The following is a 21,860-nucleotide window of genomic DNA, read 5'->3' as shown; positions in this document are numbered from 1 at the left end:
CGTCACGTCAGAGTGTCCGGCTCCGCCTGCCGTGGCGGGGCCGCCGGGGCCGACGGGTCCGGGGCCACCGCGTCCTGGACCGTCAGCCGGTCCTGCTCGGCGATCTCCCGCGTCTGCTCCGCCACCCACTCGGGGCTGATCGCCGGGGGCTCGCCCGGGGCCTCTTCGTTCACGAACAGGCAGAACGGGTGGCCCACCGGGTCGAACAGCACCCGTACGTCGTGCTGCGGCTGGAACTCCGCCGGTGTCGCGCCCTCCGCGACCGCGTGGGCCACGGCCGTCTCCAGGTCCGTCACCTCGAAGTCCAGGTGCAGCATCATCAGCTGGTCGCCGGGGGAGGCGGGCCAGGCCGGGGGCACGTACGCCTTCTCCGTCTGGAAGCCCAGGCCCGAGCCGCCGCCGGGTGGCAGCAGCTTCACCCAGCCGGGCTCATCCTGGACGGTCTCCCACCCCAGGAGGCGGCGGTAGAAGTCCGCCAACTCCGCCGCGTCCGGAGCGTCGAGAACCGTGCTGGACAGGGTCAGGGACGGGCGGGGCGTGCTCATGGTCTGCCTCCTCGTGCCGGGAATGCGCCGGAAACGTGCCGGTACGCCTACCCCGCACCGGCACGTTCACCGCTCTGGGAACACCCCCGGCCCCGGCTCAGCCCGCGACGATGTCCTCGTACCCGCTGATCTCGCGCGGGTTCCGCGTGCCCGGGCCCACGTACGTCGCCGACGGGCGGACCAGGCGGCCCGTGCGCTTCTGCTCCAGGATGTGCGCCGACCAGCCCGCCGTACGGGCACACGTGAACATCGAGGTGAACATGTGCGCCGGGACCTCCGCGAAGTCCAGCACGATCGCCGCCCAGAACTCCACGTTCGTCGCCAGGACCCGGTCCGGGCGGCGGTTGTGCAGCTCCTCCAGGGCCGCCTTCTCCAGTGCCTCCGCCACCTCGAAGCGCGGGGCGGCCAGTTCGCGGGCCGTGCGGCGCAGGACGCGGGCGCGCGGGTCCTCGGCGCGGTAGACGCGGTGGCCGAAGCCCATCAGGCGCTCACCCCGGTCCAGGGCCTGCTTCACGTACGCGGTCGCGTCGCCCGTCCGCTCGATCTCCTCGATCATGCCGAGGACCCGGGACGGGGCCCCGCCGTGCAGCGGGCCCGACATCGCGCCCACCGCTCCGGACAGGGCGGCCGCGACGTCCGCGCCCGTCGAGGCGATGACCCGGGCCGTGAACGTGGAGGCGTTCATGCCGTGCTCCGCCGCCGACGTCCAGTACGCGTCGACCGCCTTCACGTGCTTCGGGTCCGGCTCGCCGCGCCAGCGGATCATGAAGCGTTCGACCACCGAGTGGGCCTTGTCGATCTCGCTCTGGGGCACCATCGGCAGTCCCTGGCCGCGCGCCGACTGGGCGACGTACGACAGGGCCATCACCGCGGCCCGCGCCAGGTCGTCCCGGGCGGTCGCCTCGTCGATGTCCAGCAGCGGCTTCAGGCCCCAGACCGGGGCGAGCATCGCCAGCGCGGACTGGACGTCGACCCGGATGTCACCCGAGTGCACGGGGATCGGGAACGGCTCGGCGGGCGGCAGGCCGGGGTTGAACGCCCCGTCCACCAGCAGGCCCCACACGTTGCCGAAGGAGACGTGACCGACCAGATCCTCGATGTCGACCCCGCGATAACGGAGCGAACCGCCTTCCTTGTCCGGTTCGGCGATCTCCGTTTCGAACGCGACGACTCCCTCAAGACCGGGTACGAAGTCGGACATCAGGCGGCTCCCTCAGTTCGGCGGGCGACGGGCGGTGCGCGGCGTGCTGGGCTGTGCGGAAGCCACAGCGGCCTGCCCCAAGATATTGGCGGGTTCCTCCGATGCGGGGAAGCGTGACATCCGGCACAGGGCCCCCTTTCGCCGGGGCGTGGTTACGGCCCCTCGGCGCCGGGCACACTCGGCCGCTGCGGCAGGATGGGCCCGTGCCCACACCAGAAGGTTCCCCGGGGCCCCTCCCGGACGATTCCAGCACCGATCCCGCGGCCATGCGCGAGCAGTACCGCTCGGAGGACTTCGTCGAGCGCGACCTCGCCGCCGACCCGATGGAGCAGTTCGCCCGCTGGTTCCGGCAGGTCGCCGTCGGCGGCGTACTGCACGAGCCCAACGCGATGATCGTCTCCACCGCCGACCCGGACGGCCGCCCGTCCTCGCGCACGGTGCTGCTCAAGCAGTACGACGACCGGGGCTTCGTCTTCTTCACCAACTACGACTCCCGCAAGGGCCGCGAGCTGACCGCGAACCCCCATGTCTCCCTGCTCTTCCCCTGGCACCCGATGGCCCGCCAGGTCATCGTCACCGGCACCGCCTCCCGCACCTCCCGCGAGGAGACCGTCGGCTACTTCCGCACCCGCCCGCACGGCTCCCAGCTCGGCGCGTGGGCCAGCGCCCAGTCCACCGTCGTCGGCTCCCGCGAGGAGCTGATCGCCCGGTACGAGGAGCTGGCCGCCCGCTACCCCGAGGGCGAGAAGGTCCCGGCCCCGCCGCACTGGGGCGGCTTCCGGGTGGTGCCCCAGACGATCGAGTTCTGGCAGGGGCACGAGAACCGGCTGCACGACCGGCTGCGGTACGTCAGGGAGGGCGGTGAGCCGGGCGGCAGGTGGCGGGTGGAGCGGCTCTGCCCCTAGGACCTGTCGTCCTAGGGCTGAGGGGGCGTGCAACGCAGAAACCCGCAGGCTCTGGTTCCTCCGTGCACAGAGGAGCCGGCCGGACTTACCGGCGAGCCTGCGGGTCGGTGACTGCTTGGGATTGGCCGGCGACCGGCCTAGCACTGCAAAAGAGTGCGACGACGGGCGTCAGCCCGCAGCCACCTCACGAGTCCGAAGAGAAATCACTTCCGGAACACCTCCTTTCCTGTGTGCTCCACAGCCTACGAGCGCCCCGGATCGCCGTACAACCGATTTATTCGCCGGACCGGGCCAGAAGATTTGGGCGAAGTGGATGTGCGCTGGGTCACGTTCGAGTTGAATGGTCTGACGTGCAGCGATACACGCGGTGACGCGTGGGAGAACGGCCGACACGTTCTGCGGGGGGTGCGGAGTGGGTGTTCCCAGGAGCAGGGGGGCCACCGACGAGCTCGGACCGGACGAGGATTCCGGCGGCGCGGCGGGGTACTCCACGGATCCCCGGAGCCGGGCCGGCGCGGACGAGGCTTCCGGTGCGCCCGACGGGTCCCAGCTGCTGGCGGCGCTGCTCGACGGCATGGACGCCGCGCTCTGCGCGTTCGACGCGGCCGGCACGGTCACCCACTGGAACCGCGAGGCCGAACGCGTCCTCGGCTGGTCGGCGGACGAGGCCGTCGGCCGCAGCGGCTTCGCGGGCTGGGCGGTGCGGCGGGCCGACGCGGACGAGGTGCGGGCCCGGCTGATGGCGGCCATGCACGCGCCGGGGCGGCAGGTGCACGAGTTCGCGCTGCTGCGCAAGGACGGCGGCCGGGTGCTGGTGCGGACCCAGTCCGCCGGGGTGCGCGGCGCCGACGGGAAGCCGGCCGGGGTCTACTGCGCGTTCAGCGAGGTGCACGCCCAGATCGACCTGGAGCGGGCCATCGCCCTGAGCGAGGCGCTGCTGGAGGACGCGTCCTGGGGTGTGGTCCTCGTCGACGTCGACCTGCGGCCCACGGTCGTCAACGCGCACGCCTCCCGCGCGCTCGGCGGGAGCCGCACCTCCCTCCTCGGCCGCCCGCTCGGCGAACTGGTGGTCCAGGGCGTCGAGGAGCTGGAGGCCGCCCTGCACCATGTGCTCGCCGAAGGGGCCCCGAGCGCCCCGGCCGAGCTGTGGGTGACGCTGCGGACGGCCGAGGGCGAGCGGCGGCGGTGCTGGCGCAGCGGATTCCTGCGACTGGCCTCCCCGCTGACGGAGGAACCGGTTCCGCTCGGGGTGGGGTGGCTGTTCCAGGACATCACCGCCGCCAGGCTCGCGGAGCAGGAGGCGGACCGGCTGCGGTTCCGGACGAGCCAGCTGCACCGGGCCGCGCGTACGGCCTGCGAGTACGAGGACCCGATGGAGGCGGCGACCTCCCTGCTGGACTTCGCGCTGGCCGGGTTCGCCGATCACGTCCTGGTCGATCTGGTGGCGGGCGAGCGCCTGGTCCGGACGGCCGCCACACCGTTCGACGCGCCCGGCCCGTGCCTGCTGGTCGCCGGAGGCTCCATCCCCGCCCGGTACGCCCCCGGCCACCCGGCCCTCCAGTCCGTCGAGCGCACCGGCACTGTGCGTACGAGCGCCGGGGCCCAGGCCGCCGCGTCGACGGCCTGGGCCGAGGAGCGCCGCTGGCCCCGGGACGCGGCGCACGCGCTCTGCGCGGTGCTCCGGAGCCGGGGCCGGACGCTGGGCGTGCTGACGTTCCTCCGCGCGGCGAACCGGGCCGCCTTCGAACGTACCGACGCGGCGTACGCGGAGACGGTCGCGGCCCGGGTCGCGGGAGCGGTGGACCTGGCGCAGGTGACGAGCGGGGCGGCGGGCGCCCCCTAGGAGCCCCGGCGCGGCCCCCGCCCCTCACGCCGCGTGCAGCGCCAGCGTCGGGGAGAGCCGGGACGCCCGGACCGCCGGGTACAGGCCCGCCACCGTGCCGATCGCCAGCGTCGCGCCGAAGCCCCCGCCGACCGCCCACAGCGGGACCACCCACGGCAGCCCGCCGGAGTGCGCGTACACCCCCGTCGCCGCCGCCCCCAGCGCCACGCCCGCCAGGCCGCCCAGGCCCGACAGCATCAGCGACTCCGTGACGAACTGGATCCGGATCTGGCCCCGCGTCGCGCCCAGCGAGCGGCGCAGGCCGATCTCGTACCGTCGCTCCAGGACCGAGATGATCATGGTGTTGGCGACGCCGACGCCCCCGACGAGCAGCGCGATACCGCCCAGGCCCAGCAGCAGGCTGCTGAACGCCCCCTCGGTCGCCGCCTTCGCGCGGAGCGCCGACGACGGGTCGGTGACCTTCACGTTCTGCGGGTTCTGCGGATCGACCGTCGCCGCCATGACCTTCCGTACGTCCTCGACCGCCGCGTCCGCCGAGCGCTCGTACACCGATGTCGGGTGGCCGTCGAAGTCCAGCAGGCGCTTCGCGCCCTCCCAGCCGACCAGGGCGGAACGTTCGATCTCGGGGGCGAGGGGGAGCGGGTCGAGGATGCCGACGACCGTGAAGTAGCGGTCTCCCAGCCACACTTGGCGGCCCGGCTCCGTGATGCCCAGGCGCTCCGCCGCCACGTGGCCGAGCACGACCGAGGGGTAGCGTCCGGTCGCCGCGTTCAGCCAGCTGCCGCTGCCGACCTCGCCGCGCAGCACGCGCAGCAGGTCGGCGGTCGTCGCCTTCACCGCGATCCCGCCGGTGTCGTCCTCGTCGACCTTCTCGGTGCGGCGTACGGTCGCGTTCAGGTCGGCCGTCGCGCCCACGTCCTGGACGCCCTTGATCCGGCCCACCATCCCGACCGACTCCTCGGGCAGCTTCACCTCCTCCCCGGCGAACATCGACTCGCCCGGCGAGGCGACCAGGAGGTTCGTGCCCAACTTATCCAGCTCGCGCAGCAGTTGTGCCTGGCTGGAGGCGGAGATGCCGACCACCGAGATCATCGTGGCGATGCCGATGGCGATGCCCAGGGCCGAGAGCACCACCCGCATCGGGCGGCTGCGCAGTCCGGACGAGCCGACGTGGGCCACGTCCCGGGGGCTCAGCCGGGCCGCCTTCAGCCGGTTCCCCCCACGGCCGCGCGGGGCGCTCACAGCTCCGCCCCCGCCGTCGCCGCGAGCCCGTGGGTCACGTCCGCGACCACCTGGCCGTCCCGGATCCGCACCTCGCGCGGCAACTGCGCCGCGATCTCCGTGTCGTGCGTGATCACCGCGATCGTGGCCCCCTCCCGGTTCAGCTCGCGCAGCAGCTCCATCACCGCCGCCCCCGACGCCGAATCGAGCGCCCCGGTCGGCTCGTCCGCCAGCAGCAGCGCGGGCTCGCCGACCACCGCCCGGGCGATGGCGACCCGCTGCCTCTGGCCGCCGGACAGCTGGTGCGGCTTGTGGTCGAGGCGGTCCGCGAGGCCGACCCGGGCCAGCGCGTCGGCCGCCCTGCGGCGGCGTACCGCGCGGGAGAGGCCCGAGTAGAGCAGGCCCTCCGCCACGTTGTCGCGGGCGCTGACGCCCGGCACGAGGTGGAACGCCTGGAAGACGAAGCCCACATGCTGGGCGCGCAGCGCGGAGAGCCGGCGGTCGGAGAGCGCCGCCACGTCGTGGCCCGCGATGTGGACGGAGCCCGCGGTGGGGCGGTCCAGGGTGCCGATGATGTGCAGCAGCGTGGACTTGCCGGAGCCCGACGGGCCCACGATGCCGAGGAGTTCACCCTCCTCGACGGTGAGGTCCACCCCGCGCAGCGCGGCGACCGGGCCCGGGTACTCCTTGGTGACGCCGGTGAGGGCGACGACCGTACGGGGGTGGGGCGCCGGGCCCGTGGTGGTGCCGGTGCTCATATCTTCGGCACCCCGACCTTCATGCCCTCGCGCAGACCGCCGCCGGACACCTCGACCCGGCCCTCCGCGAACATGCCCAGCTCGACCTTCACCTCACGGGTCGTACCGCCCTGGACGACCTGGAGGCCGAAGCCGCCGCCGGGCAGCGCGAGCAGCGCGTTCACCGGCACGGTCAGGACGCCCTCGCGGGTCTCGCCCGTCAGGTTCACCGTGACCGGCGACTGGTCGAAGCCGCCGACCTCGTCCGGGTCGTCGAAGGAGACGGTCAGCGTGACCTTGGGGCTGTCGTCCGCCGGGTCGTCGCCGGGCTTCGCGGTGCGGCCCACCGACGAGACCTTCCCGGGTGCGGTCGTGCCGTCCGGCAGCTCCACGGTCACCTTCGTGCCGGCCTTCGCCAACTGGCTCTCCGCCACATCGAGTTTGAAGGTGACAATGCGCTCGGAGCCCGTCGTGACCAGGACCGGGGCACCCGGCTGGGCCTGCTCGCCCACGCCCGCCCCGACGCTCTTGATCCGGACCTTCCCCGGGGCGAACGTGACGTCCCCCGGCCCGACCTTCCCGGTCTGCTTCGCGTCGTGGGACTTCTGCCAGCGCTTGACGGCCGCCGCCGTCAGCTCGGTGTACTCCTGGTCCGGGGTGAAGCCCGTGTAGCCCAGCTCCGCGAGATTGCGCTCCAGCTGCTCCACGTCCCGGCCCTTGTCGCCCGGCTTCAGCGTCCGGTACATGGGCCCGGAGCCGTACATCAGACGGACCGGCCGCCCGTCGATCTCGTACAGCCGCTCGTTGCGTTCCACGGTCGAGCCGGTGCGCGGTATCCAGGTGACGGTGCCCGTCGCGCCCGCGTTGACCTTGCGCTCCTTGTCGTAGCCGAGGGTCCCGTCGGCCTGGGCGCTGTCGCGGAGGTCCCCGCGCTCGACGGCGGCGGTGGCCGGGGGCAGCCCGGTGTTCTTCGCCGCGCCGGTCTCCTCCTCGCCGCCGAGCTGCGTGAGGGCGACCGAGCCGGCCGTCACCGCGAGCACGGCCACCGCGACCGCCGCCGTCACGGCACGTCCGCGCCTCATCGGCCGGCGCTTTCGCACGCCTTGTTGGCCTTCTCGAACTTCTTCATGTCCTTCTGCTTCAGCGCGGGCGCCGCCTGCATCGCCCCGCCGTCGAACTTCGGGTCGGGCATGTCGAAGCCGTTCTGGCGCATGCACCGGGCGTAGGCGACCATCTTGTCCTTCTCCGCCTGCGTCAGTTCCTTGGGCCCGCCACCGACCGCCTTGTCCTCGCAGGCCTTGAACGCCTTCTCCATCTTCTCCTTGCCCATCGAGCCGCCGTCGATGGTGACGCCCATGCCGTTCTCGCCCGGCTTCGGCTCGGGGATGTCCAGGCCCTGTTCCCGCAGGCACTTGCGGTGCTCCAGCGCCTGGTCCTCCTTCGTCTTCTTGCTGTCGGACGCCGATCCGCCGTCCTTCGTCCCACCGCCGTCGCCCGAGCACGCGGTGGCCGTCAGGGCGAGGGCGGCGGCCAGCGCACAGGCCGCGGCGAGGGACCGCCCGCGTGAGCGCGCGGCGGTCCGGCGGGAAAGGGTCGGGTTCATGGGGGGCTCCTCGTCGGTTGCTGACAGACAGACCGGGTACGTCGGCCCGAGCGTGCGCGAGGACGCTGTTTCGTTTCTCTCAGCGCCGATGCTTACACCGGCGAAACATCGCTTTCGGGTACACAGGGCCCATGCGCGTGCTGGTGGTGGAGGACGAGGAATTCCTGGCGGAGATGATCGCCGAGGGGCTGCGCCGTGACGCCGTCGCCGTGGACATCGCGCCCGACGGCCGGGCGGCGCTGGAGCGGCTGCGGTTCGGCGCGTACGACGTGATGATCCTCGACCGCGATCTGCCGGGGCTGCACGGCGACGAGGTGTGCCGCCGCGTGGTCGCCCTGCGTCTGCTGACCCGGATCCTGATGCTCACCGCCGCGGGAACCGTACGGGACCGGGTGGCCGGCCTCGGGCTCGGCGCCGACGACTACCTGACCAAGCCGTTCGCGTACGACGAACTCCTCGCCCGGGTCCTCGCGCTGGGCCGCCGCGCCCGCCCCGCCCTGCCGCCCGTCCTGGAGCGGGCCGGGCTGACGCTCGACACCGCCCGCCGCCAGGTGTGCCGCGACGGCCGCTTCCTCTCCCTGTCCCGCAAGGAGTTCGCCGTGCTGGAGACCCTGCTGCGGGCCGAGGGCGCGGTCGTCAGCGGCGAGGACCTGATCGAGGAGGTGTGGGAGGCGGACACCAGCTACCGCACCAACGCGGTCCGCGTCACCCTCTCCAAACTCCGTACGAAACTGGGGGCGCCGCCCGTGATCGAGACCGTGCCCGGAGCCGGATACTGCATCGGGGACGGCGGGCCGGCCTCCGAAGACGGCCCCGCGACCGGGAGCGGCACCCCGTGAACAGTGAACGCACCCGTCTCGCCGCGCTGTACGGCGGACTGCTGGTCATGGCCGGCGTCCTGCTCCTGGCCATCGTCTACCTGCTGGTCAGCGAGGGCGTGTACGCCGGGATCGTCACGGCCGTCGCCCCGGCCGTCCCCACCGCCCGGCTGGACGCCGGCTCCGTACCGGCACCCGCTCTTCCCTCCTCGGAGTGGGCGCAGACCGCCGTCATCGAACCCGGGCAGTACGCGGTCGCGCAGAAGGTCAGCACGGCGGCCGGCGACGCGGCCCTCAGCCAGCTGCTGACCGTCTCCGGGGTCTCCCTCGCCGTCTACTCCGCACTCTCCGTCGCCCTCGCCTGGTGGATGGCCGGCCGGGTGCTGCGGCCGGTCGGCGTCATCACCGCCCGCGCCCGCCGGCTCTCCGGCTCCAACCTGCACGAACGGATCGCGCTGAAGGCCCCGCCCGGTGAGCTGAAGGAGCTGGCCGACACCTTCGACGGGATGCTCGACCGGATCCAGCAGCTGGTCGCGGCCCGGCAGCGGTTCGCCGCCAACGCCGCCCACGAGCTGCGCACCCCGCTCGCCGTGCAGCGGGCCGCCGCCGAGATCGGGCTCGCTGACGACCCGCCGCCCGAGAAGGTCGCCTGGATCCGGGACAAGCTCATCGACACCGCGGACAACAGCGAGCGGCTCATCGAAGGGCTGCTGCTCCTCGCGGTCTCCGACGAGGGGCTGCGGCGGCGGGAGCGGGTCGCCCTGGACGAGACCGTCACCACGGTCACCGAGGCGCTGGCCGCCGAGGCGGCGGAGCGGGACATCACCGTCGAGGTGGCGGCCCGGCCGGTGACGGTCGAGGGCGACGCGGTCCTCCTCGACCACCTCGTGCACAACCTGGTCGCCAACGCGCTGCGCCACAACCACCCCGGCGGGACCGTGACCGTCCGGGTCGGCCCGGACGGCCTGGAGGTCGCCAACACCGGGCCCCGGGTGGACCCGGCGACCGTGCCGCTGCTGTTCGAGCCGTTCCGCCGGGCGCGGGCCCGCCGCCACGCACCCGGCGAGGGCGCGGGCCTCGGGCTCTCCATCGTGGCGTCGGTGGCGCGGGCACACGGCGGGGACGTCGGCGCCCGGGCCAACCCGGGCGGCGGGCTGACGGCCCGGGTCACCCTGCCCACGCGACTCCCGGCGGCGCGGGCTCAGTGACGGCAGCCGGGGCCGCCGGAGGTGCTCGCTCAGTGGCGGTAGAAGATCCGGTCCCGGTTCTCCGTCATGACCCGGCCGTTCCACTCGTGGCCGCCGTCGACGTTCCCCGAGCGCAGCATCGGCGGCTCGACGCCCCGGGCCACCAGCTGCTCCACGGCGGCCGCCAGCACCGACTGCATGATCGCGCTGGTCACCACCGTCGAGGCGGGGGCGAAGGGGGCCTCCACGCCCGGGACCGTCAGCTCCGCGTCGCCGATCGCGATCTTGCTGTCCAGGACGATGTCGCAGTGGTCCCGCAGGAAGCCGCCCGAGGCGTGCCGGGAGCGGGTGTTCTCGGCGTACGCGACCGAGGTGACGCCGATGACCTTCAGCCCGAGGGCGCGGGCGTTCTGCGCCATCTCGACCGGCAGGGCGTTGCGCCCGGACAGCGAGACGATCACCAGGAGGTCCCCGGCGGTGGCGGGGCTGGAGTCCAGGACGGCCGAGGCGAGCCCGTCGACCCGCTCCAGCGCGGAGCCGAGCGGGGCGGGCATGACGTCCACGCCGACCACTCCGGGCACGGTGAGCAGGTTCATCAGGGCGAGGCCGCCCGCGCGGTAGACGACGTCCTGGGCGGCCAGCGAGGAGTGGCCCGCGCCGAAGGCGAAGAGCCGGCCGCCCGACTCGACGGTGTCCGCGACGGCCGCGCCCGCGGCGGCGATGCTCTCCGCCTCCTCGTCCCGTACCCGCGTCAGCAGGCCGATCGCCGCATCGAAGAACTGACCGGCCAGCTTGCTGTCGCTCATGGGGGAGAGCCCTTTCGACGGGGTGCGGTGCGGGCGTTCGGCGGCCCGGGAATGCCTGTGCCGCCGATCACGTTGCGGTCTGGACCAGTGGACTGTCAATACCGCCCGGCGTCCGCGCCCGCACCCTCTTCCACCGGTCTTCCACAGGGGCGGCACGGTTGTCGGCGCTATACGTCAGAATTGGTGCAGGGCCATCGCACGACGTTTTCTAGTCACAGCATCGAGGGGCACGTATGTCCGGACTGATCGACACCACGGAGATGTATCTCCGCACCATCCTCGAACTGGAAGAGGAAGGCGTGGTCCCCATGCGCGCCCGTATCGCTGAACGGTTGGACCAGAGCGGTCCGACCGTCAGCCAGACGGTGGCCCGCATGGAGCGCGACGGACTGGTCCAGGTCGCGGGGGACCGCCATCTGGAGCTGACCGAGGAGGGCCGCCGCCTCGCCACCCGCGTCATGCGCAAGCACCGGCTCGCCGAGTGTCTGCTCGTGGACGTGATCGGCCTGGAGTGGGAGCAGGTCCACGCCGAGGCCTGTCGCTGGGAGCACGTGATGAGCGAGGCGGTGGAGCGGCGGGTGCTGGAGCTGCTGCGCCACCCGACGGAGTCGCCGTACGGGAACCCCATCCCGGGCCTGGAGGAGCTGGGCGAGAAGGCCGAGGCCGAGTCCTTCCTGGACGCCTCCATGGTGAGCCTGGCCGAGCTGGACCCGGGCGCCGAGGGCAAGACCGTGGTGGTGCGGCGGATCGGGGAGCCGATCCAGACCGACGCCCAGCTGATGTACACGCTGCGCAGGGCCGGGGTGCAGCCCGGGTCCGTCGTGAGCGTCACCGAGTCGCCCGGCGGGGTGCTGGTCGGCTCCAGCGGCGAGGCGGCCGAGCTGGACACCGAGGTCGCCTCGCACGTGTTCGTCGCCAAGCGCTGACCGCGCCGCCGCCCGGCGGCGGCACCGTTGTCGCGCGGCAACACAACCGTGATGTGCGCTCGCCGGTTTCCGTCCGGAACGGCAGCGCCCGGACGTGTCACATGCCAGGCTGATGCCAGGCAGAGGACCTGAGGGTGTCGGCCGGCTCAGGTCGGCACGGTCGGGGAGGGAGCAGGGAATGCGCCCGTCGCAGCGTCACGCGCACCGCGCGGTTGCCATCGTTGTCGAGCCCGCCGACGGCCGTCCCCGGACAGGGGGCGGCCCCGGCGTCCGAAGACGCCGGGGCCGTTCCTCCCCTGTGCTGACCCGGAGCCCCGAGCTCTCAAGGTCAGTTCCCGCGGGCCCCTGTCCCCGAGCGGCCCGCCTCCCGCTGAAGATCTCCCCAGGCCGGTCGGTATCAATCCTTGACCGGTGTCACTCGAACGTGGGGTGTTGGGTGGCGGAACCCCATTTTCGAATATGAGTTCGATAGCCTGGCGGCGCGACCACACGGTGATCGAGGACCAGAAGGGGGTGCCAGGACTATGGTGCGGCGCATCGACGTAACCGGAACCGACGGCGTACGCCTCGCGGCATGGGAGTTCGCCGACCCGCCCAAGGAGCGCGCGGAAGCGGCCGGCGCTCCCGGGGTCTTACTGCTGCACGGGCTGATGGGCCGGGCCTCGCACTGGGCCCCGACCGCCCGCTGGCTCGCCGAACGGCACCGCGCGGTCGGCCTCGACCAGCGCGGCCACGGCCGCAGCGACAAGCCCGCCGACGGCCCGTACACCCGCGACGCCTACGTCTCCGACGCCGAGGCCGCGATCGAACAGCTCGAACTGGGCCCGGTCACCGTCGTCGGCCACGCCATGGGAGCGCTCACCGGCTGGCAGCTCGCCGCCAAGCGTCCCGACCTCGTCCGCGCCGTCGTCATCTGCGACATGCGGGCCTCCGCCCTCGGGGCCGCCTCCCAGCGCGAGTGGAGCGACTGGTTCGACTCCTGGCCGCTGCCCTTCGCCACCCTCGCCGACGTACGGAAGTGGTTCGGCGAGGACGACCCCTGGGTGGAGCGGCCGAGCCCGGCCCGGGGCGAGTTCTACGCCGAGGTGATGGCCGAGGGCGAGGACGGCTGGCGCCCCGTCTTCTCCCGCCGCCAGATGCTCCGTTCCCGCGCCACCTGGGTCTTCGACGCCCACTGGGAGGAGCTGGCCCAGGTCCGGTGCCCCGCCCTGGTGCTGCGCGGCCTCGACGGGGAGCTGGGCCGCGCCGAGGCCCAGGAGATGGTCCGGGTGCTGCCCCGCGGCCAGTACGCGGAGGTGGCGGACGCCGGCCACCTGGTCCACTACGACCAGCCGGACGGCTGGCGGGCCGCGGTGGAGCCGTTCCTGGAGCAGCTGGCCGAGGACAACCGCGACGACCGCGAACCGGTCGCGCCGTAGCCCTCGGCCCGCGCCCCTCCCCGAGGGCGGCGGCTCAGCCCTTGCTGACCGCCGCCAGGATCTCCGGCAGCCGGTTCGCCGTGCGCCCGGCCGCGATCCGCAGCCCCGCCCACCCGATCAACGCCGCGTACACGAGCCCGCCCGGCACCATCAGCCACAGCGCGTCGTGATGGTCCGTGACATGCATCCAGATCACCGGCACGATCACCGGCGCGGACAGCAGCCCGGCGGCCAGCATGCCGCCGAAGATCGAGATCCAGGCCAGACCGCCCTGCCCGGGCACCACGTTCTTGAACGCGCCCTCCTGCGGGATGGAGTACGGGAACAGCGCCGAGGCCACCGCCCCCGTCGCCAGCATCGAGCCCAGCAGTGCGAAGGACAGGCCCAGCGCCCCCGGCAGCGACCGCCAGTCACCGATCATCGCCGCCGTCACCGCGCACACCAGCAGCGTGAACGGCAGGGTGAGCAGCAGCAGGACCAGTGCCCGCGCCCGCAGTTCGACGTACGCGTCCCGGGGCGAGGAGATCGTCAGCGCCACCATCCAGAAGGCCGAGGTGTCCTGGCCGAACTGGTTGTACATCTGCATGCCGAGCATCCCAGCGGCGAAGCACGCGAAGTAGACCGAGCCGGTGCCCTGGAGGGCGTTCAGCAGCGGCACGATCGCCCCGACCGCCAGCGCCGTCACCCAGGCCGCCTTGGTCTTCGGGTCCCGGGCCACATACCGCAGGCTGCGCTGCATCACCGTCGCCGTACGGCCCTCCGGCAGCAGCGCCGAGAGTCCGCCCCGGCCGGACGCCTTCTCCCGGGTCGGCTCCGCGGCCGCCAGCGTCGAACCGTCCGGCGCGGTCATCAGCTTCACCAGGCTCCGCTGCCACATCCACATCAGCGCCACGAGGGCGCCGACCGTGATCAGCAGCTGGGCGACGGCGACCCCGTACGCCCCGTCCGACGCCGCGTCCACCGACGCCACGGCCGAGGCGCCGGGCAGCCAGCGCACCACGCCCGCCGCCGGGTCCAGCGTGGAGAGCCCGCCCGCCTGCCCGAGCCGCTGCGCGCCGAAGTTGACGAACTGGATGCCCACCGCGATGACCAGCCCGCTGAGCACCGCGAGGTCGCGGCCCTTGCGGGAGTTCAGCAGCCGTACGTTGGCCGTGGCCACCGCCCTCGACAGCGCCACGCACAGCAGCATCGTCAGCGGGACCGCGAGCACCCCGAACACCACGCCCGCCGCCCCGTGCGCCAGCGCGATCGCCGAGCCGACCACCAGGCAGAGCGTGAACAGCGGGCCGATGCCGATCATCGAGGACACCAGCAGGGCCCGGATCAGCGGCTCGGGCCGCAGCGGCAGCATCACCAGCCGGGTCGGGTCGAGCGTGTCGTCACCGCTCGGGAAGAACAGCGGCAGCACCGCCCAGCCGAGCGCCACCACCCCGGTGAGCAGCACCACGACGGTGCCCGCGTGCTCGTTGCCGCGCAGCAGCACCAGGCCGAGCACCTGGCCCGCGGCGAGCAGCAGGCTGACGACGAGGGAGGCGATGAACGCCGCCTTCCGCCCGGTCGACTGGCGCAGCCCGTTGCGCAGCAGGGCCAGCTTGAGGCGGACGAAGACCGGGGTCAGGCCCGTCGTCGGTGCGACGGGGGCGGTCGCGGAGACCGGGGCGTCCAGCACGCTCATCGGGTGCCGCCCAGCCAGTCGAGGGAGTCGCCGTTGTCGCGGCCGCCCGCGCCGACCAGTTCGAGGAAGGCGTTCTGCAGCGAGGGCGCGTCGCCGCGCACCTCGGCCAGCGTACCCTGCGCCTTGATCCGGCCCGTCGCCATCACGGCGACCCAGTCGCAGAGCGACTCGACCAGCTCCATCACATGGCTGGAGAAGACCACGGTCGCCCCGGACCGGGTGTAGCGCTCCAGCACGCCCCGGATGGTCTGCGCCGACACCGGGTCGACGCCCTCGAACGGCTCGTCCAGGAACAGTACTTCGGGGTTGTGGAGCAGGGCGGCGGCGAGCCCGATCTTCTTCCGCATGCCGGTGGAGTAGTCGACGACCAGCTTGTGCTGCGAGCCCGCGAGATCCAGCACGTCCAGCAACTGCGTGGCCCGCTTGTCCACCTCGTCGCCCGGCAGCCCGCGCAACCGGCCGTTGTACGCGAGCAGTTCACGGCCCGACAGCCGCTCGAACAGCCGCAGCCCCTCGGGCAGCACCCCGATCCGGGACTTCACCTCGACCGGGTCCGTCCACACGTCGTGGCCCGCGACCTCGATCTTCCCCATGTCGGGCCGCAGCAGCCCGGTGACCATCGAGAGCGTCGTCGTCTTGCCCGCCCCGTTGGGTCCCACCAGGCCGATGAACTTGCCCGCGGGCAGCTCCAGATCGATCCCCGCGACGGCGACCTGCTCCCCGAACCGCTTCCACAGCCCCTGCACACGGACGGCGGGCCGCACCTCGTGCGCCCCGCCTGTCACCGCGTTCGTCGCCGCTTCTGTCTCCGTACGCGCATCTGCCCGGTCCGGCATGGCACAGCCTCTCGATATCCCCACGTGGTGGGGACACCCTACGAAAGGCCCCCGGCCCGCTACGAGGTCCGGGCGCGGGCGGCGGCCGCCTCCCGGGCGCAGGCGTACGCCAGCGGGCTGATCAGCTCGTCCACATCGGGCAGCCAGCGGTTGGCGTTGGTGGGCCCGCAGGCCCACTGCACACCGCCCCGGCCGCCGACCCGGGTGGGCGGAGCGGCGATGTAGTGGCCCTCGCCGCGGCCGGTCAGATCGATCGCCTCGGCGTTCCAGCCGAGCGCGCGCACCAGCTCGGCGGCCTTGGCGGCGCCGCCCGGCAGCACGAAGAACAGCATCCGGCGGTCGGGCGTGCAGGTGACCGGGCCCAGCGTCAGGTCCATCCGCTCCATCCGGGCCAGCGCCAGGAAGCCGGCCGCCTCGGGGACCTCCAGCGCGTCGAAGGCGCGGCCGGTCGGCAGCAGCACCGAAGCGCGGGGCTGCCGGGACCACATGCGCCGGGCCGCGGCCCCGCTGCCGGTCGCCTGGCCCGCCCAGTCCTGCCGGTCCGCGTGGGCCCCGGGCAGGGCGCAGCCGGCGTCGCCGCAGGAGCACCGCTCCCCGCCGCCCACCGCCTCCAGCCAGGTGCCGGGGAACACGTCCCAGTGACGCTCTTCCGCATACCGCACCGCGGCGTCGAGCAGCAGCTCGCTCCGCTGCTGGGGGACCTGTGCGGCTTCCGTGACTCCGATGGGCTTTTCCACGCCCAGCACAACTCCCGCCGTCACCTGGGGTTACGGCCTCCCCTGAACCGGGGCCCGGCGCATCGATCCTGCACGCGGGGCGCATCGGTGCACGGGCGGGGGCGCGCGTGAGGCGTCGCACCGAAGGGCGGGTAACCACCTCCAGGACCGCCGCCCAGGACCGCACCCGGCCCTCCGCGACGGTGCGACGCGCCATGTCCGTACCGAATGCCGATGGAATATGCGCATTTCTTGTGTATGTGCCGGGCAGTGATCCCTTTCACCGATCACTGCACATAACCGATGTTTCAGGGGGACATATGGCTGCAAGGCCTCTCGTAGCCCGCCAGCCCAACGAACGGCTCCAGACGCTCATCCAGGAGGCCGCCTGTTCCAACGCCGGCCTCGCGCGCCGCGTGAACATGGTCGGCGCCGAGCGCGGGCTCGATCTGCGCTACGACAAGACCTCCGTGGCCCGTTGGCTGCGCGGGCAGCAGCCCCGGGGCCGGGCTCCGGGGATCATCGCCGAGGCGCTGGGCCGCAAGCTGGGCCGTACGGTCACGATCGACGAGATCGGCATGGCCAACGGCAAGAACCTCTCCTCGGGCGTCGGCCTCCAGTACGCGCCGACCGTCGCCGGGGCCGTCGAGCAGGTCTGTGAGCTGTGGCGCGGCGACGTGGGCCGCCGGGATCTGCTCACCGGGTCGTCGGTCGCCGCGTCCGCGCTCGTCGAACCCAGCCGGGACTGGCTGATCTCGGGCCCCGACGCCCAGGTCGAGCGGACGGCGGGGGCCCGGGTCGGGATGTCCGACGTGGAGGCGGTGCGGGCGATGACCACCGCGCTCACCGACCTCGACCACCGGTTCGGCAGCGGCCATGTCCGGCCGGTCCTCGTGCACTACCTCAACAGCGTGGTCTCCGGGCTGCTTTCGGGGGCGTACCGCGAACAGGTGGGGCGCGAGCTGTTCGCGGCGGTGGCCCGGCTCACCGAACTCGGCGGCTACATGGCGGTCGACACCGGCCAGTCCGGACTCGCCCAGCGCTACTACATCCAGGCGCTGCGGCTCGCGCAGGCGGCGGGCGACCGGGCGTACGGCGGCTATGTGCTGGCCGCCTCGATGAGCCATCTCGCCGCGCAGCTCGGCAACCCCCGCGAGATCGCCCAACTCGCCCGCGCCGCGCAGGAAGGGGCCCGGGGCCAGGTCACCCCCCGCGCCCAGGCCATGTTCTGGGCGGCGGAGGCCCGGGGGCACGCGCTCCTCGGGGACGCCCGGACCTGCCACGCGGTGGCGGGACGGGCCGTCGCCGCGCTGGAGCAGGCCGATCCGGACACCGGCGACGACCCGGTCTGGATCCGGCACTTCGACACCGGCTACCTCGCGGACGAACTGGCCCACTGCCACCGGGATCTGGGGCAGCCGCACGAGGCGGCCCGGCGGGCCAAGGAGGCGCTGGCCGCGCTGCCGGAGACCCGGGCCCGGCGCCGGGGCATCGCGCTGGTGCTGCTGGCCTCGGCGCAGGTGCAGCAGCGTGAGGTGGAGCGGGCCTGCCACACGGGGACCCGGGCGATGGAGCTGCTGTCGACGGTGCGCTCCAGCCGGGGCGCCGAGTATCTCGACGACCTCCAGCAGCGGCTCACACCCTTCGGGGAGGAGCCCGCGGTACGGGAGTTCGGCGAGCGGCTGGAGCTCCAGGCGGCGTGAGGAAGAGGTGGTCGTCCGGGGCGGTCCGGGCCGGCCCGGGAGACCGGCGCGGCGGTCCGGCCCGATAACAGCGTCGTCGGGCCGCGGGATGTTACCCACCCTGTGAAGGGGTGGTGAGGGGCACCACGCGCTTGGCGGAGGCGGGCGACCACCCGATAGCGTGAGCCGACGGTTCCGTAGGTTCACACGTAGGAGTCCCGGTGACGCAGAGCGGACAGGGCGGGCAGGGCGGACACGGCGGCGAGCATCAGCTCCCCGCCGCACGACCCGCGCACGAGGGTGTCGTGCTGCCCGCCGACGGCAGCGCCCCCTGGACCCCGGGGGAACCCGCGGGCGGGCAGGGCGGGCAGGGCGCTCCCGCGGGCGGTGAGCCGTGGGGCCAGGCCTGGGGGCCGCAGTCCGCCGGGGCGCCGCAGCCGGACCAGCAGGCGCAGGGCGGCTACGGCTACCCGCAGGCCCAGGGGCAGGCGTCCTACGGATATCCGCCGGCCCAGCCCCTGCCGCCCGCGCAGCAGGCGCCGGGCCCGGAGTCGTACCAGCAGCCCGGGGCGTACCAGCAGCCCGGCTCGTATCAGCAGCCGCAGCAGCCCGGGGCGTACCAGCCGCAGTACCAGCAGCACCAGCCCCAGCACCACGACCAGCTTCAGCACGGCCAGCTGAACCAGTCGCAGCAGCCCCCGTCCTCGTCCCAGCCGCTCCCGTACGCGCAGCCGCTGCCGCCGGAGGCCGGGCAGGGCGGCCAGGGGGCTCCGGGCGGGGACGCGGACGCCACGCAGTACATCGCGCCTGTCCCGGGCGGCCCCGGGCCCGTGGGGCCGCAGCCGGGCGGCGGTGACGCGGACGCGACCCAGTACATACCCCCGGTGCCGGGCGGAGCCCCGTACGGGATCAGGCCGGGCGCGCCGGGGGACCGGCAGCCGCCCGCGGAGTTCGACAATCTGTTCCGCAGCGAGGAACCGGCCGGCGCCACCCAGCAGATGCCGCAGTTCGACGCGGGGCAGCAGCCCCCGTCCCCGTACCAGCAGCAGGGCTACCAGCCCCAGCAGCCTTCCCAGGGCGGCGCGTTGCCGCCGCAGGAGGCCGGCGGCTACCAGTCGGGCCTCCAGGGCTTCCAGGGCCGCGCGGCGGACGACGGGGCGGTTCCGCAGCAGAGCGGCGAGGCCCCGCGCCGGCGGTCCGCGCACATCCCGCTGATCGCCGCGGTCGTCGTCGGCTGCGCGGTCATCGGACTCGGCGCGGGCGCGCTGATGAGCGGCGGCGACGACTCCGGCAAGGACGACAAGCAGCCGGTCGCCGCGCAGAGTTCACCGTCCGAGGCGGAGCCCACCACCAAGGCGGCGGCCGACCCGGCGAAGCCGCAGGCCGAGGCGCTGGACAAGCTGCTGGCCGACAGCAACAACAGCCGGGCCGCGGTGATCAGCGCGGTCGAGAAGATCAAGTCCTGCAAGGACCTGGACCGGGCGGACGCCGACCTCAGGGGCGCGGCCCAGCAGCGCCGCGACCTGGTGACCCGGCTCGAAGGACTGACCGTGGACAAGCTCCCGCAGAACGCGAAGCTGACGGCCGCGCTGAACCGGGCGTGGAAGGCGTCGGCGGCGGCCGACGACCACTACGCCGCCTGGGCGCGGCAGGCCAAGAAGAACAAGTCCGTCTGCAAGGGCGGCCAGGCCCGGTCGACGAACGAGACGGCCAGGGCCAACCAGCAGAGCGGGGTCGCCACCCAGGCCAAGCGCGAGGCGTCCACCCTCTGGAACGCGATCGCGGGCAAGTACGGCCTGACCGAGCACACGCCCACGGAGCTCTGAGGCGGGCAGCGGGCCTCTAGCTGCGCGGGGCGTCCGTCAGGGCGTCCGCGACGTCCACGAAGCCCTTCTTCTGGGCGGTGAGGCGGCCCTCCCGGACCACCTGGAACGTCACCTTGGTGTTGACGATGCGCGGGTAGCCCTGCGTGCCGACGAGGTCCTTGAAGCGCCAGCGGAGCGTCGGGGTCAGGCCGCCGGTGTCGACCTCGACGCCCCCGTTGAGCGCGGCCACGACCCGGCCCGGGGTGACGTTGTCGTCGCCGATCGCCCGGACGGCCGCCCGCAGCGCGGTGTACGCGATCCACGTCGTCTGTACGGCGGTGTCGTCCGGGTCGATGCGGTTGTCCCCGAAGGCGTACTTCTGGATCACGTCGCGCATCTGCTGCCAGCGGGCGTTCTTCGCGTCCGGGTACCAGCCGGTGACGTAGGCGCCCTCGAAGGGGCTGTTCCGGCCGCCCGTGCGGTTGATGAGCGGCTGGCTGACGCTGCCCAGCACGGAGGAGATCCTGACCTGCTCGCCGTCCGGCTCCAGCCGGCGGAAGGAGTCGAAGAACGTCTCCGTACGGGCGCCGAGCACCGCCGTCACACAGCCGCCGTCGGACCGCTCCAGCGCCTGCGTGGCCTGCGCGTCGTAGGACGTGGCGTCCAGCGGGGCCAGGATGTCGGTGGAGGCGGGCCGGTCCGCGGCCATCAGCCCGTTGTTGAGGAGCGGCGGCATGCCGTCGCCGCCGATCGAGTCGGGCCGCACCAGCGAGACCCGGGTGCAGCTGCCGCCCAACTGCCGTCCGTGGCCCGCCAGCAGGGCCGACTGGCCGCCGTTGACCGGGTAGGAGAGGTAGCTGCTGAACTCCTCGGTGGAGGCGCCGTAACCGCCGATGTACGGGACGCCGCCCGCCTCCAGCGCGGGCATGAAGCTCTGCCCGTGGCTGCTGTACGAACCGACGACGGCGGCCACCTTCTTGGTGACGGCCTCCCGCGCGCACCGCTCGGCGCCGAGCGCGGTGTCGCCCTCGTCGCAGACGATCACCCGCAGCTCGCGCCCGTCGATGCCCCCGGTGTCGTTGACCCAGCGGGCGTACGTCTGCGCCATCGCGGGCACCCCGGCCATCTTCACCGCGTTGATGTCCTCGGACCGGTCGGGGGCCCAGGTCATCACGGTGACGGGCTCCCTGGATCCCCCCGTGGCCCCAGGGAGCCCGCCGCAGCCGGACAGCAGGACCGCCCCCGCCGCCGCCGCGCTGATGACGCCCGGGAAGGGGCGGGGAAAGGTGGGGCGTCGCCGTCCGGTCATGGAAAGGGACCTTTCCGGGCCCGGGGTAACGGCGCGGTGTGCCGTGCTCAACGCTCGGTGACGTCCAGGTGAATTGCGGGGGCCCGTGCGGAGGCGCGGTGAAGGAACGTACGATCGAGCACCGTGCAGCAAGGTTCGGAGAACTCTTCCCGTCGCGGCCGTCGCTCCTCCACCATGGGCGGCATGCCGCTCACTGACATGCCGTGGTGGCGCTGGCGCACCAACGTGCGCTCGGCGCTGCACATGCTCTCCGACCCCGTCTTCCACCACGAGTGCTGGCTCGCCGGCCGGGAGGGGTACGGGGACGTCACCGACGCCGTGTACCGCCTGGTCGAGGACACCTGGCTCGACAACTGGTCCGCCGAGAAGTACGTCGGCACCATATTCAGGGACTCCGCCGAGGCCGCCGCCGTGGACGCCGCCGCCCTGCGGGTGCTGCGGATCATGCACCAGGTCGGCGCGGACGCCCCCGTCTCCGCCTATCTGGAGCACCACGGCTGGCCCGAGGCCGTCCAGGCGGCCCGCGAGGCCCATGTGATGCTCGCCACCAACGACGCGGAGGATCCGGACATACCGCCCCGCTCGCTGGATGTCATCCGCATCATGACCAGGGCCGCCTAGCACCGG

General features: G+C 73.3%; 20 protein-coding genes. 9 read left to right on the top strand and 11 right to left on the bottom strand.

Translation table 11 applies throughout. The annotated features are described in order from the left end of the window. Window positions 1-2: 2 nt before the first annotated feature. Both IE134_RS03290 and IE134_RS03285 read right to left on the bottom strand, forming a co-directional pair. Window positions 3-545, bottom strand: coding sequence for a VOC family protein (locus IE134_RS03290; RefSeq protein ID WP_030709541.1), 543 nt, complete (start codon window positions 543-545; stop codon window positions 3-5). A gap of 97 nt (window positions 546-642) precedes the next feature. Then, complete coding sequence (locus tag IE134_RS03285; protein WP_010061084.1) at window positions 643-1,746, bottom strand: citrate synthase 2; 1,104 nt, start codon at window positions 1,744-1,746, stop codon at window positions 643-645. 266 nt (window positions 1,747-2,012) lie between these two features. On the opposite strand from IE134_RS03285, the gene pdxH reads away from it, so the two are divergent. Beyond that, window positions 2,013-2,651: a pyridoxamine 5'-phosphate oxidase gene (pdxH, locus tag IE134_RS03280; protein ID WP_030709536.1), complete on the top strand. Its 639-nt coding sequence runs from the start codon at window positions 2,013-2,015 to the stop codon at window positions 2,649-2,651. Window positions 2,652-3,063: 412 nt separating this feature from the next. Continuing rightward, window positions 3,064-4,494, top strand: coding sequence for a PAS domain-containing protein (locus IE134_RS03275; RefSeq protein WP_126930973.1), 1,431 nt, complete (start codon window positions 3,064-3,066; stop codon window positions 4,492-4,494). A 24-nt stretch (window positions 4,495-4,518) separates the two neighbouring features. On the opposite strand, the gene IE134_RS03270 is transcribed toward IE134_RS03275, so the two are convergent. From IE134_RS03270 to IE134_RS03255, 4 genes are read right to left on the bottom strand one after another with little or no spacing between them, the layout of a single operon-like run. Further along, window positions 4,519-5,736: an ABC transporter permease gene (locus IE134_RS03270; RefSeq protein ID WP_098894623.1), complete on the bottom strand. Its 1,218-nt coding sequence runs from the start codon at window positions 5,734-5,736 to the stop codon at window positions 4,519-4,521. Continuing rightward, the gene (locus IE134_RS03265) at window positions 5,733-6,473 is read right to left on the bottom strand and encodes an ABC transporter ATP-binding protein (RefSeq protein ID WP_189429528.1); all 741 of its coding nucleotides are present in this window, start codon (window positions 6,471-6,473) and stop codon (window positions 5,733-5,735) included. Before IE134_RS03265 ends, IE134_RS03270 begins: the two co-directional genes overlap by 4 nt. Continuing rightward, entirely contained in the window at window positions 6,470-7,534 is a 1,065-nt protein-coding gene (locus IE134_RS03260; protein ID WP_030709529.1) for an efflux RND transporter periplasmic adaptor subunit, read from the bottom strand. Before IE134_RS03260 ends, IE134_RS03265 begins: the two co-directional genes overlap by 4 nt. Beyond that, on the bottom strand, window positions 7,531-8,055 hold the full coding sequence (locus IE134_RS03255; RefSeq protein ID WP_030709528.1) for a hypothetical protein: 525 nt from the start codon (window positions 8,053-8,055) through the stop codon (window positions 7,531-7,533). The genes IE134_RS03260 and IE134_RS03255 overlap by 4 nt, the downstream gene beginning before the upstream one ends. Window positions 8,056-8,186: 131 nt before the next feature. Between IE134_RS03255 and IE134_RS03250 the strand changes: the two genes are divergently transcribed. Both IE134_RS03250 and IE134_RS03245 read left to right on the top strand, forming a co-directional pair. Further along, window positions 8,187-8,894 (top strand): response regulator transcription factor, encoded by a 708-nt coding sequence (locus tag IE134_RS03250; RefSeq protein WP_189429526.1) that lies wholly within the window; start codon window positions 8,187-8,189, stop codon window positions 8,892-8,894. Then, the gene (locus tag IE134_RS03245) at window positions 8,891-10,081 is read left to right on the top strand and encodes a sensor histidine kinase (protein WP_098016368.1); all 1,191 of its coding nucleotides are present in this window, start codon (window positions 8,891-8,893) and stop codon (window positions 10,079-10,081) included. The genes IE134_RS03250 and IE134_RS03245 overlap by 4 nt, the downstream gene beginning before the upstream one ends. Window positions 10,082-10,110: 29 nt before the next feature. Here the strand turns inward: IE134_RS03245 and IE134_RS03240 are convergent, their stop codons facing one another. Continuing rightward, the gene (locus IE134_RS03240; protein WP_030709525.1) at window positions 10,111-10,866 is read right to left on the bottom strand and encodes an SIS domain-containing protein; all 756 of its coding nucleotides are present in this window, start codon (window positions 10,864-10,866) and stop codon (window positions 10,111-10,113) included. A 233-nt stretch (window positions 10,867-11,099) separates the two neighbouring features. Here IE134_RS03240 and IE134_RS03235 point away from each other — a divergent pair, with 233 nt between their 5' ends. Next, a complete protein-coding gene (locus IE134_RS03235; RefSeq protein WP_006126698.1) occupies window positions 11,100-11,792 on the top strand; it encodes an iron-dependent transcriptional repressor DtxR in 693 nt (230 codons plus the stop codon). 524 nt (window positions 11,793-12,316) lie between these two features. After that, window positions 12,317-13,210 carry an alpha/beta fold hydrolase gene (locus IE134_RS03230; protein ID WP_032782614.1) on the top strand — a complete coding sequence of 298 codons (894 nt, stop codon included), beginning with the start codon at window positions 12,317-12,319 and terminating at the stop codon, window positions 13,208-13,210. A gap of 34 nt (window positions 13,211-13,244) precedes the next feature. Here IE134_RS03230 and IE134_RS03225 read toward each other — a convergent pair whose 3' ends face one another. From IE134_RS03225 to IE134_RS03215, 3 genes are read right to left on the bottom strand one after another with little or no spacing between them, the layout of a single operon-like run. After that, the gene (locus tag IE134_RS03225) at window positions 13,245-14,885 is read right to left on the bottom strand and encodes a hypothetical protein (protein WP_030709521.1); all 1,641 of its coding nucleotides are present in this window, start codon (window positions 14,883-14,885) and stop codon (window positions 13,245-13,247) included. After that, window positions 14,882-15,721: an ABC transporter ATP-binding protein gene (locus IE134_RS03220; RefSeq protein ID WP_126930971.1), complete on the bottom strand. Its 840-nt coding sequence runs from the start codon at window positions 15,719-15,721 to the stop codon at window positions 14,882-14,884. Before IE134_RS03220 ends, IE134_RS03225 begins: the two co-directional genes overlap by 4 nt. 59 nt (window positions 15,722-15,780) lie before the next feature. Further along, window positions 15,781-16,467, bottom strand: coding sequence for a bifunctional DNA primase/polymerase (locus IE134_RS03215; RefSeq protein ID WP_030709517.1), 687 nt, complete (start codon window positions 16,465-16,467; stop codon window positions 15,781-15,783). 290 nt (window positions 16,468-16,757) lie between these two features. On the opposite strand from IE134_RS03215, the gene IE134_RS03210 reads away from it, so the two are divergent. Together IE134_RS03210 and IE134_RS03205 are read left to right on the top strand one after the other, a co-directional pair. Next, window positions 16,758-18,140: an NsdA family TPR-like regulatory protein gene (locus tag IE134_RS03210; protein ID WP_189429524.1), complete on the top strand. Its 1,383-nt coding sequence runs from the start codon at window positions 16,758-16,760 to the stop codon at window positions 18,138-18,140. A gap of 200 nt (window positions 18,141-18,340) precedes the next feature. After that, window positions 18,341-19,945, top strand: coding sequence for a hypothetical protein (locus IE134_RS03205; RefSeq protein WP_189429522.1), 1,605 nt, complete (start codon window positions 18,341-18,343; stop codon window positions 19,943-19,945). A gap of 16 nt (window positions 19,946-19,961) precedes the next feature. Here IE134_RS03205 and IE134_RS03200 read toward each other — a convergent pair whose 3' ends face one another. Beyond that, on the bottom strand, window positions 19,962-21,233 hold the full coding sequence (locus IE134_RS03200) for an ABC transporter substrate-binding protein (protein ID WP_189429520.1): 1,272 nt from the start codon (window positions 21,231-21,233) through the stop codon (window positions 19,962-19,964). A 174-nt stretch (window positions 21,234-21,407) separates the two neighbouring features. On the opposite strand from IE134_RS03200, the gene IE134_RS03195 reads away from it, so the two are divergent. After that, window positions 21,408-21,854: an SCO4402 family protein gene (locus tag IE134_RS03195; protein WP_010061054.1), complete on the top strand. Its 447-nt coding sequence runs from the start codon at window positions 21,408-21,410 to the stop codon at window positions 21,852-21,854. The last annotated feature ends 6 nt before the right edge of the window (window positions 21,855-21,860 follow it).

It is taken from the genome of Streptomyces rubiginosohelvolus (assembly GCF_014649875.1).
GTDB lineage: Bacteria > Actinomycetota > Actinomycetes > Streptomycetales > Streptomycetaceae > Streptomyces > Streptomyces rubiginosohelvolus.
Note: the sequence above shows the minus strand (reverse complement) of the source record. Positions and strands in the feature narration are given on the sequence as shown.